The organism is Ruegeria sp. D3, from assembly GCF_056534465.1.
The window spans coordinates 251237-266846 of record NZ_JBQFPK010000006.1 but is presented as its reverse complement, the minus strand read 5'-3'; the positions used below and the strand labels follow the sequence as shown (position 1 = coordinate 266846).

Sequence of the window (15610 nt, the reverse complement as noted above, 5' to 3'; positions counted from 1 at the left end):
CTAAGTCTCTCCTTGCTCACACAGTCCAGCCGCCGTCGATGGCGAAAGTCTGCCCTGTAGTAAATCCGCTTTCATCGCTGGCCAGATAGGTCGCCAGCGCTGCAATCTCGTCTGCATGGCCAATCCGGCCCATCGGTTGCCGCGCGATGAAATCCTTCAACGCCTGATCGTAATCACCCATCGCGCGCAGGCGATCGTGCAAGCTGGGGCTGTCTACGGTGCCGGGGCAAATCGCGTTGCAACGAATGCCGTCTGTAATGAAGTCCGCCGCGATTGATTTGGTCAGCCCGATCACTGCGGCCTTGGACGCACAGTAGGAAAACCTGTTTGGCACCCCTTTGATCGAAGACGCCACCGACGACATGTTGACGATTGAACCACCGCCCCTGGCAACCATTCCGGGGATAACCAGCTTGGCCAGCCGGAACATTGCCTTGACGTTCAGATCAAAACTGAAATCCCATTGCGCGTCGTCGCATTCCAGAATGTTTCCGGAGCCCACAAATCCAGCACAGTTGAATAGAACATCCACTTCACCCGCAGATGCAATTGCTTCGGCCACCGCGTCAGCATCCGTTACATCCAGATTGACCACCGAGACGCGTTCGATAGCCTCAAGTTCGGCCAGCGTATCCTCGTTGATGTCGCAAGCAATAACTTCAGCGCCTTCGGCCACGTATTGTTCAACACTTGCGCGGCCGATCCCCTGCCCCGCCGCAGTAACAAGCGCTTTTTTTCCGGCCAGGCGGCCTTTTCTTGGCTTCATTTTCCTCGGTCCCAAAATTTTAGTCATGCAACAAGGCACATTCCCCAAAACGCGCAATTGCTTAGCCAACTCTCAGCCATACGGCTTCTAACCTCATTGGGTCAGCAATATTTCGCAATCTCAGGCTTGGCAGGCGCCGGGCCTCCTAAAACTCCGACGCGCTTGATTCCTCCACCTCTTTTCATATTTAAATCAGGTATTCACTAATAAATCAACATTGACATTTTGCAGTCGGCAAAACGATGCTTTATGCATTCGCCCTAGGAGGAAGACGTGGTGGAACAAACCGAAAAGTATCGTGCGCCAGCACTCGAAAAAGGTATTGATATTATTGAGCTTTTGTCACTCCACGGGGATGGACTGACACAAGGTGATATCGCCCGCGCTCTAGATCGGTCGCAAAGCGAAATCTACCGAATGCTGTCCACCCTGGTCCGGCGCGGTTACGTCATTCGTTCCAAAGACGACGACCTGTATTCGTTGAGCCTAAAGATGTTTGCGCTGTCGCAACGCCACCCACCGGTCGAGCGGTTGTTGGAAGTTTCCACACCCAAAATGCGCGTGACGACACGACGCGCCTGGCAGTCCTGCCACCTGAGTATGGAAAGCAATGGTGACATCGTTGTGGTGGCCTCGGTTGCGGCACCAGGTGACTGGGTGTTCTCGTTGCGCGTGGGTACCGTCATGGGGTTGGGCAACACCGGGACAGGTCGGGTCATGGCCGCCTTTCGCACCGATCAACAGATTGAGGCTCTTCTGGACATCCACCGGCTGGCGCGAGGCGAACCACAAATTGACCGGGGCGAGTTCATGGAACATGTCGCCCGCATCAGAGAAGTTGGCTACGAAAGGATGCCATCCGCAACTGCAGTCGGTGTTACCAATCTAGCCTATCCTGTCTTCGATCACGAAGGCACCGCTATTTGCGCCATTAACTGCCCGTATGTCGAACGCATCGATCAGATGGACGTACCTTCGATAGACGAGGTGCATCAGCTATTCCTCGACTTGTCTAAAGAGCTTTCGGCCTATTACTCGGGCGGTTGAATAGTAACGCCAACCGCCAAGATCCCCTGCCGCAGGTCCTGCGCCGCCAAGCCACTGCGACAGCCCCGGACGTTCCGCCCGCATCAGAACAAAGCGAAATCAACCTTGTTTTGCTTTCCGACTTCCGTTCAACTGTTTTCGAGTTTGGAAACCTGAAGAACAGTGTTTCGGTGATGCGCTGATCTCGCCAAATGGAGAGCGCGACATGAATCAGTCCAAAAGCCGTCATGAACATCAATCAGACGCTGCCAGACAAGCCATGTTGGAAGAGATTGCGTCCATAGTTGAAAGAACACCTGATCCCGATCACCTTCTTTTTCAAGTCGCACTCAAGCTGAAGACCTTGTTGGTCATGGACGAATGCGCGTTCGCTTTGCTCAGTCCGGATGGTGATTTCTATTTGGAAGGCACTACCGCACAAGCCAACAAGGATTGGGTTGTCTGGAGCTCTGAGCAAATCCCAATCGCCGAAGACTTTATCGGCAACGCGCTGACTTCCGGCAACCGACAAGTACACTTTGCTTCACCAGAGCGAGATAGCGCACATGACAGCAAGACCTCCGTCGCCACGATGGTGTTACCTGTCAAATCTCTTGGAAGAGTTATTGGCGCCATCCTGCTTCAAGGCGAGCGGGCGGCCGAATTCAGTGAGACCGACACAAACGTCGCACACAGCGCTGCGATCCTTTGTGCAACGGCGTTTCTTGACCGACAATTACGTGTTTCGCGACCAGATCAACAACTGGACGGACTCGTCGATGCAATAAACACAATTCCAGAAGGTTTCGCTCTGTACGATTCCGAAGACCGGTTGGTGCTTGCGAACAAGACCTATCGAAAGATGCTGTATCCAGGGCATGAAGATCTGGTCAAACCAGGTATGAGCTTTGAACAGGTTGTTCGAAAAGCTCTTTCGCTCAATGTGATTGCTGATGCGGTCGGGCGCGAAGAAGAATGGCTGGTGCAACGCTTGAAACGCCATGCCAATCCCGAAGGCACCCAGATGCAAAGCCGAACATCCGGGGGGTGGATAAAAATAAGCGAACGCAAAACCCGCGACAACGCCACAGTCGCGATTTACAGCGACGTGTCCGAGCTGAAAAAAGTCGAAGCACGCAATGCCGAGCTGGCACAGATACCCGAGGAAAACCCCAACCCGGTGATGTGCATCGGTAGCGATGGTACTTTGATATACGCCAACAGAGCCAGCAAGCCGATGTTGGACGCGCTGAGCCTGAAAGTGGGAACGAAGGTTGGCTCGGATTGGATGCAGCGTGTTGAAATGGGCCTGCGAGAAAATGAACGGCAAGACTTTGAATACCAAGCAGGCGGCATGGTCTATACCTTGCTGCTCTGGCCGGTTCCCGACGCTGAACACGTCAATCTGTATGGCCGGGATGTCACGCAACTGAAGCAAGCCGAAAACCGGATGCGAGAATTGGCGCGTATCCCGGAAGAAAATCCAAATCCTGTACTGCGCATCAGCAGTCAGGGTCAGTTAATCTATGCAAACAAAGCAAGCGCCCCTTTGATCAACGCATTGCAACTAAAAGTCGGGGATCGCGTCGGGACCGGCTGGCGCAAACGCGTTAGCAAGGGTTTGCAATATGATGAACGACAAGACTTCGAGTATGAAGCGGGCGGCCTCATCTATTCCCTTCTGCTGTGGCCCATTGCGGAAGGCGGGTACGCAAACATTTATGGCCGTGACATAACCACCCAAAAGCAAGCGGAACGTGAGTTGCGTGTGGCCCGTGACATCGCGGAAACTGCCAACAAAACCAAAAGCACCTTTCTTGCAAATATGAGCCACGAGCTTCGCACGCCGCTGAACGCGATTATCGGCTATAGCGAATTGATGCTGGAAGAAGCCATCGACCAGAATGACGAAGCAAACCTGAGCGATCTTCGTAAGATTCAGTCGGCTGGCAAACACTTGCTCGCATTGATCAACGACATCCTTGATTTGTCCAAAATCGAAGCTGGGAAGATGGAATTCAATCTCGAATCCTTCGACGTCGCCCAGATGGTCAATGATGTCGGCACTACTATGCAACCGCTGGCCGAAAAAAACCGAAATACGCTGAAAATTCAATGCTCCGAAGGCATAGGTGACATGGTCTGCGACCTGACTAAGATACGTCAGGCGCTTCTCAATCTGTTGTCCAATGCCTGCAAATTCACCGAGAACGGAGACGTCGTGTTGTCGGTTACACCGTCGAGCGAGGCTGATTTAATTGAGTTTTCAGTTATTGACCACGGGATCGGAATAACGCCAGAGCAAGTCGACCGGGTTTTTGAGGCATTCACCCAAGCGGACTCTTCAACGACACGAAACTATGGCGGGACTGGTTTGGGCTTGTCGATTACCAAGGTGTTCTGTGAACAGTTGGGGGGCGACGTTCATTGTACCAGCGCTTTGGGCGAAGGCTCCACTTTTACAATTAGACTGCCGCGCATCTGCCAAGATCCGTCAATTGATCGGCTAAAGGTCTCGGACTTCTCCCAAAACGATCCGAACATTGATCCGAACGCTCCGCTTATCTTGCTGGTGGATGATGACCCTACTGTACATGACCTATTAGGTCGGCGACTGCATCGGGAAGGATACCGGGTTTTGGCTTCGACTAGGGGCGAGGATGCTCTGGAGCTCGCTCGGACAGTGCGGCCGGATGCGATAACCCTGGATGTGTTCATGCCTGAGGTCGACGGCTGGGCGGTTCTTTCTAAACTGAAGGATGATCCCGAACTGGCTAATATCCCGGTGATCATGCTTACCTTTGCAGAAGACCGTCAACGGGGCTTGTCTTTGGGTGCCAGTGAATACCTCGCCAAGCCGATTGACACCATCGAACTTCTGAGCGCCCTAAAGGACCATTGCCCCAGTCAGCCGACGCCGAGCGTTCTGGTTGTCGAGGACGAAGCAGCGACCCGCGAATTCATCTCCCGCGTTCTTGAGAAGGAAGGCTGGAAGATAGATCAGGCTGTCAACGGGCTGGATGCGTTGCATCAGCTTTCGGAAGCAGTGCCCGATGTAATATTGCTTGACCTCATGATGCCCGAAATGGACGGTTTCGAATTCCTTGCGAGGATGAGGAAGAATGATCAATGGAAAGAGATACCCGTTGTTATCGTGACGGCTAAGACTCTGTCGAACGAAGATCGGAAACGTTTGAATGGTTCCGTTCAGACGCTGATCCGCAAGGATGGAGATGAAATCGAAACCATCTTGAATCAGTTGAATGAAATTCTGCCAAGCTCAGCTTCACGGACACCTCGGCCGTGACCGACCTACCGGACACCAAAGCCCAACAAGCGCAAGCATTGTGGTTAGCGAATTTACGTCAGACGCTGATATCTCCGGTCAGCGTGATTGTCGGGCTTTGCGATATACTTGAGAACGAAGCTAGACGGATGGTCCCTGAGGATGCCGTATCCGACCTGAGCCGTATTTCCAGAGCGGCAACCGAATTGAACGCATTTGTCGATCAGCTGCTTCGTCCCGAAATGGCGATAAAGCTGACAATCAGCGGTGATGAAGGAATAAAACGACTGCGTCACGACTTGCGAACACCCATGAACGCAATCAAGGGCTATAGCGAAATGCTTCTGGAGGATTTGGAAGCACTGAACGCAGGTCAATTGAAACCCGACATTCTAGGTCTGCTTCAGCACACCGACGCTTTGCTGCATCATATCGACAGGCTGTCGGCTTTGTCCGACCATCAACCGAACGGGGGGTTTGGCCTTCCGGAAGCGTCCGACGACGCCGCCGAAATGTTCACAAAACTCACCCAGAGCATGCAGTCTACCCAACAAATTGCGGATACCGCCGGGCTGATCGGGCGTATCCTCGTTGTGGATGATCTTGAGACAAACAGAAGTCTTTTGGCTCGTCGGTTGGAACGGGACGGCCATGAAGTCAAAACCGCGGACGGAGGGCGAACAGCCCTGAAGATGATGGCGCAACACGCGTTCGATCTGGTTTTGCTAGACCTAATGATGCCCGATATTGACGGCTTCAATGTCTTGGCCCGATTAAAGGATGATGACGCTTACCGCGATATTCCGGTCATAATGATCTCGGCCCTGGACCAACTCGAAAGCGTCGCGCGCTGCATCGAGGCCGGAGCCGAGGACTATTTGCCCAAACCGTTCAACCCCGTCCTACTGAAAGCCCGGATCAGCGCCGCCCTCGAAAAACGGCGTTGGCGGGACTGCGAACGCGAGTACCTTCGGCAAGTGGAATCGGAAAAACAAAAATATATGGAACTTCTCCACAGCATCCTGCCGCAGAAAATCGTGGCACGCATGAATGACGGTGAAACAATGATCGCCGATCGCCACAGTGAAGCAACTGTTCTGTTTTCGGACTTTGTTGGATTCACCGAGTTGTCGTCCAAACTGCCGCCTGCCCATGTGGTTCACAACCTCAACCGCGTTTTCTCAGACTTTGACGAAATCGCGTCAGAACTCGGCGTAGAGAAGATCAAAACAATCGGGGATGCATATATGGCGGCCGCTGGCGTTCCGGATCATCGGGGTGACCATGCAGAAGTGGTCGTAGAAATGGCACTTCGCATGTTGGCAGTGGTCGAATTTCTGAACCATGAATTGGATCACCCCATGGATGTCAGAATTGGCATCCACAGCGGACCCGTGGTCGCTGGCATAATTGGATCACACCGATTTCTCTACGACGTTTGGGGCGACACAGTGAATATGGCTAGCCGTATGGAATCAACCGGTGCGCCAAACCGAGTTCAAGTTTCCGAAACAACAGCCAAACAAATCGAACACCGATTTGACCTTTCCGAACCTGCCGATATTCGTGTCAAAGGCAAAGGTCAGGTTCGTACGTTTTTCGTTATGCGGCGCAAACCTGCAGCGGGATAATTGTGCGGCCACTAGGACGCGGGCAACAGGTTTTCCATCTTTTCCAGTAAGCGGCTAAGTTCAACGGGCTTGGTATCGAAATCATCACAACCCGCGTCCAACGCTTTTTCCCTGTCGCTGGCCATTGCGTGAGCAGTCAACGCAACAACCGGGATCGAAGCCGTGTCCGAGTTGGCCTTGATGCGCCGTGTTGCCTCCCAGCCATCAATCTCAGGTAAGCTCATATCCATCAATATGATGTCCGGAGACTGGCTGCCCGCCATGGCAACGCCCTCCAACCCGTCTTTTGCAACCACGACCGCAAACCCTTTACGGGTCAATCTGCGCGATAGCATATCGCGGTTCATTTCATTGTCTTCCACCAGCAGAACTTTAACCAAAATCCACCCCCCCAATGCGCATCCGCGCGTTTTACCTTTCAATCGGCTTTAATCGAGACAAAACGATGGTCGCAGCCCACCCTAACTCCGGCACAGCGTTCCCCGAAACGATCAGCTTATAATCTCGACAATATAGATGCATGCAACGACAATCTGGCCCGAATAGCCGTCATTGGGTCCGGTGCGATGGTTATTCGAAAAACCAAATAGCAACAGCTTGGAACAAGTATTGCGGTAGCCCGCGACCCCGTATGACACGGTCAACCTAAATTGATCACCTAGTCGCCACACCGAAAAATTATAAGCATACAAGCCAGATAGGTTTTTTGTCCTGCTGTTTGGAAACAACGTAAATCTCGTCGACGTAGGGGTGCGACGACAGTTTCAGTCCGGATGCTTTGGGATTTTCGTGAACTGAAGGGCGCTGATGCAGTCAGCAATTAAGTTGAATTTTGAAGTGATCTTTTGTCAAATCGTTACGTGGGGGAAGCCATGGCGATTGACAAGAAGAAAACAAAAGAACTCAAGGGGCATTTTGCGGCTGCTCGAAAGCGGGAACTGAACTTTGCGATCTGTCTGGGCAAGACGACTGAAAACCTAGTCTTCCTGGTCGATCGCATTTTGGCGCCCGACGCATTGACCAAACGCGCAAAAAGCGAAGGTGAAACACAAAAACTTTCCTCTGGCACAATGTGGTGCGACGGAAACACGCTTAACCTCCATTGCCAAAGTGACGTGGTCGCGCAACTGGCCAAGAAAACGAAAGAGTTCCTTAAACTGGCCGAGGCTCCGATGCGGGTTGAAGTCTTCGGTCCAGAAGACAAACCTGAAAAACCAGTGTTCAATACCGAGCCTGCTGCAGATGACGCCGACGATGATACTGCGCCGGACCCTGACGCAATTGAATGGAAGACGTTAAAGGACAATCTGGCCCCTGACGTAGCCGCGTTTCTGAAAGCCGGTGAAGGAGACGTGTCCAAAATTCGCACGGCCTGGGGTTATGCCCTGAGGATAGGCGATGAGGAAAATGACTATCCAGGTGCAATCAAGGTCGCAAAAAGGCTCAGGACCGCGCTGCACACCCCAGTTACCTCGGATGATGGACAAGACGCAAAACCTGTCGATCTCAACAAGAAGCGCTGGCAAATCGGATCCGAAAAATTCGCACCTGTTTTCAAGTCCGCTTTAAATGCGGGCCTTCTTGATCCCGACAAGGCCAACCCAATCTGGGACAAGGCCGAAGCCTTGGCGAAGGCAGGCAAATATTCCGATGCTCTCAAGATCCTAAAAATCCTTTCCGATAAGATCACTGCCGCCAAAAAGGCAGGCATAAACACTGCCAAGCCGGAAACAACGAATGGGCCCGATCCAACATCCGAATTGCAGCGGGTTGCCAAATTATTGAAGTCGGCACTGGACGAAGGCACGCAAGGGCTTGAGAAAGCACTGCACACATTCGCGGCCTCTAAGGCCATGGTCGCGGGTGGCGATACAGCGGCGGCTCTCATCCAGCTTGAACAGGTCGAAAACGCCATTGCACAGGCAAAACGACCGGATGAACCTTCCGCAAAGCTGGCACCTGAAACAGAAGGTAAAAAGGTCGCGGCCCGCATTCGCAACATCTGGGACGAAGCGCACCGGGATGTATCTGGCCAGATCGATAAATTGAGGCAAGAACTGTCTGCCTTTGACGATCCAAATTGCCAGACCCTGTCGGAAAGTGGTCTGACCGGTTTTTCTGAAAATCTGTTCGTTCAATTGAACGCCGCCTTCATCGAACTGGACCGCGCAAACGAAACGCGCCTGCCAGATGCGTTGGATTCAGCAGAAAAAGCCTTTGACGACATGGCCGGCTTTTTGTCGAGCAATCCGGCAATCAAGTTGATCGACACGAATGATCTTGGGGTCTCCATGTCTTTGGGCACGGTTCTGGGTGATGCGGTTACTAAGATGAAACACGTCCTGAGGGCAGGTTGATTTTCAAAACGGGGGGCGCGCATGCGCGGCGAAAAAGACGAAGATTGGCATGAGGCCAGAGCAAAGGATTTCGCAGCCAAACTGATGGCGGCACTGCGGCTGAAAGCCGTTGTAGTTCCAAACGCCGCCAATGTTGAGGAGCAAATCGCCGAGGCCTCCGAAGCGCTTTATTCCCTTACGGATGACGGAACCGATTTCGAAAAATTCAAACGCGGGAATTTCACTTTCACAGACAAAGAGATTGACACATTCGACTTGACGACGAATGAGGTCAAACTGCTGAAAGCCTGGCGTCACCCAATAGATTTTCGCGCACGTCAACAAGATGAAAAACTGCTCAAGAAGAAAATCAAGGCGCTCAATACATCTATTGATCTTAAACTGAAAACCATCAGCGCGGATCTTGCGGAAGAAGACGATCGGTTCACAAGACGAGGCCAGCGGGTACTGAAACGTTCGGCGAAGTTGGCAAAAAAATTGTCAGAAGCGGGTCGGTATAGCGATGCACAGGCCGTGTTGAATGGGCTTCTGTATCTTGAGACCTTGGAAAAGCTGGCATTGTCCAACGAAAAACCCGCAGCCGCTCCAGGCGGAGAGCTTCAGGGCAATTCAGATGTGAAAGTCAATGTCGCCCAAGCCGTTGACGAGCGAAAATCAACCGAGGAATTGGCTGAAGAGTCGAAGGAAGATCAGCTTGAACACACAGCGCGCGACGCGCTGGCGACACTGAACTATCTCAAGGACATGCGCGCTGCCGCAGGACAGCTGAGCCGCAGGTATGCATACGACAAGGCGCAAACCAAAACCAAGGCTTATAAAGCCCTGGTCGATTTTCAGAGCGCAACGAAGAGCTACAATCTGAAATGGAAAGACTCTGATGATGTCCTGAGCCACTTCGGCAACGATCCGTCGAAACTTAAACCCTGGCAAGATAAGGCGGCCAAGCATATCCACACCGGAGAAATCATCCTGAAAGCCGTTTTCCGAAAAAGCGCAGAATCGCATGAAAGCGCTGTCGGAAATTACCTCAGAGTGAAAGATCACGAGGTTCAGCAAAAAGAGGCCGACGCAACCGGACACGGCAATATCAAAACAGCGCGCGGGGTCTCGGGCTTGCCTCAGGATATCATGAAACCGTTGGCCGCCAAGCTCGAGGTGTTACAGATGCTGGCTGCTTCAGAGGAATTGGGTCAGGCCGACTTCCTTCTACTTCGAGATTTTGAAAACCAAATCTCCGAGGATCTTGATGTTCTGAAGAAGCATTCCGATAACTACAAGGCTTACGAGAAATGCGCAAAACGCTACGAAGCCCTTCTCGAACATCGGGTGATTAAGTATTCAGATTTTCATAAAGAATATTTCCAGGATGAACTGGACCTGCAAAACCGTAACATCAAGGATCCGGAAAAGCTGGCTGAAGCCTTGAAACGATTGCAAGAGCACGAAGATTTGCTGAAGGCTCGTATCAAATCTCTCGAATCCTATCGAACAGATTACAAAGACTTCAAAGATAAGTTCGACAAAGCCAAGAAGGATAAGACCAAGGCGTTCATCGCTCAGTTCAAGAAGACCCTCAAAGTGTTTTGCGAGAAGCTTTCGCAAAAGAACGGCGAAAACACCATCCGCGGCTTAAAGATTGACTCCGAGACGCAAAAATCCCTGGAACAGGCCGCCGACCGCGAAGACTATGCAGGTTTGTACGACAGGTTGTTCGACGGAATTTGGGGAGAAGTCGACATCGGCAAAAACAGCTCTGTTAAGAAAGCTGACCGCAAGTTGGATAAACTGACCGAACGTATGGACTGGAAGATAAACAGTCTGGTTCGAACCGAAAAAGCACTTTCCGGGCTGCCATCTGGGCAGCTGAGCGTGGCAGAGCTGAAGGGCAAATTGAAACGCCAAGACGCCAGCGCTCTGGCTAGAACTATCTTGGACGTAAACAACTCAGGCGACCTTAACGACAGACTCAACAAGTCAGAAGCAAACTTTAAAGAAGCGCAAAAGACCTTGAAAAACTTCGTCAGCAAGGAAAAGAAAAAGCTGAAAGGGGCTGCACGCGACAGTTTCGAAAGCAATGAGGTTCTACTCAAGGCGTTGAAAACACGCGCTAAAACAGCCGCGACCCCTGAAGATTTCGATGAATTAACGATTGAGGCTGAACGTCTGTTATCAGAAGCACGTGATTTCGCAGAAGCAAATGTGCCTTTGAAGATGTCAAAAGATCAGAGCTCGAATGAAAAGTTCGCTTTGATTTTGCAACGTCTCCGTGACGGCCTTTCTCCTTTTTACGACGGGCTTGAAGCTTTTCACAAAGAACATGTTCCGGCGGTCGCGAAGAAAGCCCGGAAGGTCAAAGATGAAGACCCGACCGCCAACGCCTTTGTCAGTCTTTACGACGCGAATAAAAAGAATATTGGCACCGTGGCCGAGCAGATCGAAGAACGGATGGATCTCGATGACAAATGTGGCGACCTGATAAAACGGTCCAAGGGTCTGGGCATGCCTGAACTGATCGCCCTGCGCGAAGAAGCCTTTACCGTGATCCGAAGAAATCGACGGTTCCTGGAAGAAACAATGATCGGCGGTCTGATCAAGACAAACCCGTTCGACAACGGCCGCCCTGTACGCCGCCTGCTACATTTTCTGGAAAAGACCGAAGCCGACTTACTCGCCGAAGTTAAACAGACCTAAGCCAGGAGAGCGAAATGTCATTTGAAGCAGAACGTGTCTGGATGACGAAGGTCTTTGGCGACGGCGGTCAGTTGACTCAGAATCTTCAAGACGAAATCGACAATCTCATCGCGCGTGAAAAGGCCATTGAGGTGCTCAATTCCAGTGAGGATTTCGGAGAAACAAAACAAGCGCTGCGCGACGGTCTGCGTGAGTTGGGTCTTGTCGTCGAAAAAAGGAACCACAACCTTAACGAGGCGATGGCTCTTTCCAATCCAGTGTTGGGGGCTGCCTGGAACGCGGCAGACGTAAAATTCCCGAAGACCATTAAAGTACTGGCGCAAGTGGACGGAGACAAAATCCCGGTCGAAATCGAAGACAGTGAATGGGACAGTTTTGCGGATCGCGCGGGCGAGTTTGTAGGCCTCAAGAAAGGTGAGGAGACATTCGAATTCAAGTCCGAAGCGGCGGCCACCGCGATCCGCGAAATCTTTGACATGTTGCGGCCGCTGGTTGAAAAGTCGAATGAATTGGCGGCGATGGTCGACAAAAAAGGTGAACGCCTGTTCAGCGACCGAGATATCGAAAAAGAATTGTGGACACCGTTGGTTCGTGAAGGGGTTATCCCGTCAAACCTTGTGCCTGACAGTTTCTCGGAAGGTATGCAGGTGTTCAAGAATGCGGCCGCCGTCTACACCGAATTGATGGCCCGCGAAGAAGGTAAGGAGATGAAGGTGGCGGGGGTCGACAAGGCGCTCCGCCGTGGCAAGCTGCTGATGACGGCCGCCAATCTTGGGGCCAGTCAGGCGCTTCACTACGCCAATATCTCGATCACCGAGGCCAGTCGCGAGGATTTGGCGAAGTTCATCAACTTCAAGGAAGAAAACATTGCGCTGGATGAAGACCTCGACGTCGACGAGATGCCCGACGAGTACAATGACCTAGTGATAGAAGGTAAAACCGTCGCCGAGATCAAAGCATTGCCGAAAGCGGACAGACCCGAGATCACCGAAGCCGACCTGACCAAGGCCAAATACCTCAAGGACAATCCAAACGAGGAACTTTCCTATAAGGACTGGTTGGATAAGGAAGAAGCTTCGCTGTCCGAGCAAATCGAAGAAGAAGAAGACCCCGAAAAAATCGAACAGCTTCGCAATGAAAAGGACGGGGTTCGATACGAGAAAAACCGTCTCAAGTTCGGTGGTTTAACAATTAACGACGAGAAAACTCTGGATGAACTCGCTGCAGACGACAAGAAAGTCACCCAGTTACAACTGACGCGCGCCGAATTCGACGCGCAAAAGAAAGATGGGATTAAGGACTACGACAAATGGCTGGACGCGCAGATCAAAAGTGCGGAAGGCGAGGAAAAAGAGAAATACGAAGCCGCGAAGCTGACACAGCAATACGGAAAGTTCGTCGCTCAGGACGCCGCACGCAAATGCGGAGCCGCAGCAGCCATTGGAGCGGTTGAGGCCGCTCAGGCCTATAGGGCGAAACAGGAAAAACGGCGCGATATTGGTATTCAACTGGCAGGTGCCTTTGCTGACTCGGTCGCGGCAGGCATCACTAGCGCAACCGAAGCAGAAGACCTGACCACGAACGCAGATACCCAGAACCGTCAACACAAAACCAAATTCGGGATATTGGCAGGCAAAGCGGGTTTAAAAGCGGTGTCCAAACTCACTCAGGTCGCCGAGGGTAGGAAAACCCTGAAAGACCCCCGCGAGCTTGTGGTCGGAGCCATCGCCGATATCTGCGACGCTGCGGGCGAGTCGATGTCAGCATCGGGAACCAAGGGCGACGACGGTGGCTGGGGCGACACCGGAAATGACAGCCGGGATGAGGCATCCTCCTGGGGCATGCTGGCCAAGGGAATGGGTCTTTCGGTTACAATGATCGACAAGATGGTAGCCGCCGCGCAGAAAGGCGACTGGGACGATTTCGCCAAGCAAGTGCTTCTATTCACGACCTCTGGCCCGTTTACCGGAACAGCCGGGTTGATCGGTGACGCGGTCCGTGAAGACAAGGATGCCGATGACATCGAGGCCGGCTGGGGTGGCCACGGCAGCGATGCAGATTTTGCCGTCACCGCCAGAATTGAAGAAGAACATGCTGAAGGCCAATCCGAATTCGGGATGAGCAAATACATGGCCACAGTCAACGACCAGCGCGACATTATGGAGGAAACAAGAGAACTTTCGAAACAGATGGCCGATGAGAGCTTTCGCAAGGACAAGGTCAAAGTTCAGAAGGCGTATCAAAAAATTAGGGACACGGCCAAAAGGCTGAACATCCCCGAGGATCAAAAGGACCTCAAGCTGTTCATGTCACTGGATCCGGGCAAGCTTGACCCCGAAACGGTCGCAGACGCGGTTTTCAAAATGCTGTCTGTTTGCGATCGCGCTACGCATAATGATGTCCGCGCTGTCGCAGATATGAACTTGTCGAAAGAAGATGAGAATAAAATATTGGGTCAGATGGAGGTTTTGGGCGATCGTGTCGAAAAGCTGCAGGATGATCCGGACGGGGACAACCCAGAAACCGAGGACGAAATCCGCGGTCTCTATGACGACATTTCGAAAACTCTACTCAAGGACCCGGGGTTCCGCGCTGTTATCGAAGCCGACATGGAGGAAGAAGACGCCTGGCTTGAAGACCTCAAAAAGCAGGCCGATTTGAAGCGTTTGGATAAATTCAATGCGGACCCCAAACTCTATCAGGAAGAGTATGAAAAGGCGATGTCAGCGGTCGAACAGCTGACACTTGAGGTGAAAAAGACCGAACAACGCATCAAGATTGCCGATCAGGCCAGTAAGGGGGCGACAGGTATTATGTTGGCTGCGGTGCCCGCGGCCGGATTGATTGGTAAAATTCGAACTCTGGTCATGGATAGCGTTAAGCTGCACCGACGACGCAAATCCCTGTCCAAGTGGTCCCGCGAAATGAACGCGATCGCCGGAAGCTACAGCCCATATGAACCTGCTGTGGTTGGGGAACGCGATGCGCTGATCAAAGGCACCATACACGACGCTGCCGAAGTTGCTGCTGATATTGCTGGTGTCGGTGCAGAAGCTGCGCGTCTGGCCGATCAAACTCATGTCGGCGCGGCAGCTATGACCAGCATCGAAAAGATCGGAAAATTCCTGAATAAATTCTGGTTCGAGAAATACTCGCGGGATCGGATCAAAGAGGGATGGGAGTTGTTCCTGCTGGCCAGGGCAGAACCCAAAAACCGGAGGCTGGCCCGCCAGGCGATCAAGGTTAACACGACGCTGGGCAAGTGTGTGCTGGCTTATGGTGCCTGTATAGACGGTGACGCACAGGCGCGCCGGGCGTTGCAAAGCTGTGGGCTGACCCCCGAGGTGTTCGAGGATTCCGATGACGTATGTCAGGGTGTAGTCGAATATCTTCGCGCGGCATTGCAGGACAAGGAATTTGAGACCATCGGCTCAAACGCGGATGTCAGCTGGTTACCATGCGATATCGAAATGAATATCGAGTCCTGGTCAATGATCAAAGCCAGCGCGGTCAAATTGAAACCAGGATTAGACCCGAAATATTTCAAGACTGCCGAGATCAACGCGCTTTTGTTGGACTTCGAGATTCCAAAAAAAGGCGCATCGAAACAGGAACTGCGCGACGCGGCACGGATTGGAAGTGATCTGTCAAAGGCACTGGACAAATTCCGGCCGCTGGATACGCAAAAAAACCTTCACTCGCCGATGATCGTAGTCACACAGGAACTGAAACATAACGTAGATGTGGCGAACGATCGCATCATCGCGCGCGTTGCCAAAATCCCTGACGATTGACAGACAGCGGGAGATGCAGAACGCTGAAACAGACCGTTCGACTGTTTCAGCGTTTGAAC

The 15610-nt window shown here is 52.3% G+C and carries 8 protein-coding genes; 6 read left to right on the top strand and 2 right to left on the bottom strand.

Annotation, left to right across the window (positions count from 1 at the left end):
- Positions 1–16: 16 nt before the first annotated feature.
- Positions 17–766 (bottom strand): SDR family oxidoreductase, encoded by a 750-nt coding sequence (locus ACR0DX_RS11315; protein WP_170527603.1) that lies wholly within the window; start codon positions 764–766, stop codon positions 17–19.
- A 273-nt stretch (positions 767–1039) separates the two neighbouring features.
- On the opposite strand from ACR0DX_RS11315, the gene ACR0DX_RS11310 reads away from it, so the two are divergent.
- The 3 genes from ACR0DX_RS11310 (at position 1040) to ACR0DX_RS11300 (ending at position 6709) form a co-directional block, all read left to right on the top strand.
- Positions 1040–1813 (top strand): IclR family transcriptional regulator, encoded by a 774-nt coding sequence (locus ACR0DX_RS11310; RefSeq protein ID WP_170355280.1) that lies wholly within the window; start codon positions 1040–1042, stop codon positions 1811–1813.
- A 205-nt stretch (positions 1814–2018) separates the two neighbouring features.
- On the top strand, positions 2019–5099 hold the full coding sequence (locus tag ACR0DX_RS11305) for a response regulator (RefSeq protein WP_170355279.1): 3081 nt from the start codon (positions 2019–2021) through the stop codon (positions 5097–5099).
- Complete coding sequence (locus ACR0DX_RS11300) at positions 5096–6709, top strand: adenylate/guanylate cyclase domain-containing protein (protein ID WP_480846166.1); 1614 nt, start codon at positions 5096–5098, stop codon at positions 6707–6709. Before ACR0DX_RS11305 ends, ACR0DX_RS11300 begins: the two co-directional genes overlap by 4 nt.
- A gap of 11 nt (positions 6710–6720) precedes the next feature.
- On the opposite strand, the gene ACR0DX_RS11295 is transcribed toward ACR0DX_RS11300, so the two are convergent.
- Positions 6721–7089: a response regulator gene (locus ACR0DX_RS11295; RefSeq protein ID WP_170355278.1), complete on the bottom strand. Its 369-nt coding sequence runs from the start codon at positions 7087–7089 to the stop codon at positions 6721–6723.
- Positions 7090–7581: 492 nt separating this feature from the next.
- On the opposite strand from ACR0DX_RS11295, the gene ACR0DX_RS11290 reads away from it, so the two are divergent.
- From ACR0DX_RS11290 to ACR0DX_RS11280, 3 genes are read left to right on the top strand one after another with little or no spacing between them, the layout of a single operon-like run.
- Positions 7582–9066, top strand: a complete 1485-nt coding sequence (locus ACR0DX_RS11290) for a hypothetical protein (RefSeq protein WP_170355277.1) — start codon at positions 7582–7584, stop codon at positions 9064–9066.
- 21 nt (positions 9067–9087) lie between these two features.
- Complete coding sequence (locus ACR0DX_RS11285) at positions 9088–11757, top strand: hypothetical protein (protein WP_170355276.1); 2670 nt, start codon at positions 9088–9090, stop codon at positions 11755–11757.
- 14 nt (positions 11758–11771) lie between these two features.
- Positions 11772–15551 carry a hypothetical protein gene (locus ACR0DX_RS11280; protein ID WP_170355275.1) on the top strand — a complete coding sequence of 1260 codons (3780 nt, stop codon included), beginning with the start codon at positions 11772–11774 and terminating at the stop codon, positions 15549–15551.
- The last annotated feature ends 59 nt before the right edge of the window (positions 15552–15610 follow it).

Excerpts from the sequence above, each read along its gene's own strand:
- ACR0DX_RS11285 (WP_170355276.1), top strand. The coding sequence starts at position 9,088 with ATGCGCGGCGAAAAAGACGAAGATTGGCATGAGGCCAGAGCAAAGGAT.
- ACR0DX_RS11280 (WP_170355275.1), top strand. The coding sequence starts at position 11,772 with ATGTCATTTGAAGCAGAACGTGTCTGGATGACGAAGGTCTTTGGCGAC.
- ACR0DX_RS11315 (WP_170527603.1), bottom strand. The coding sequence starts at position 766 with ATGAAGCCAAGAAAAGGCCGCCTGGCCGGAAAAAAAGCGCTTGTTACT.
- ACR0DX_RS11305 (WP_170355279.1), top strand. The coding sequence starts at position 2,019 with ATGAATCAGTCCAAAAGCCGTCATGAACATCAATCAGACGCTGCCAGA.
- ACR0DX_RS11290 (WP_170355277.1), top strand. The coding sequence starts at position 7,582 with ATGGCGATTGACAAGAAGAAAACAAAAGAACTCAAGGGGCATTTTGCG.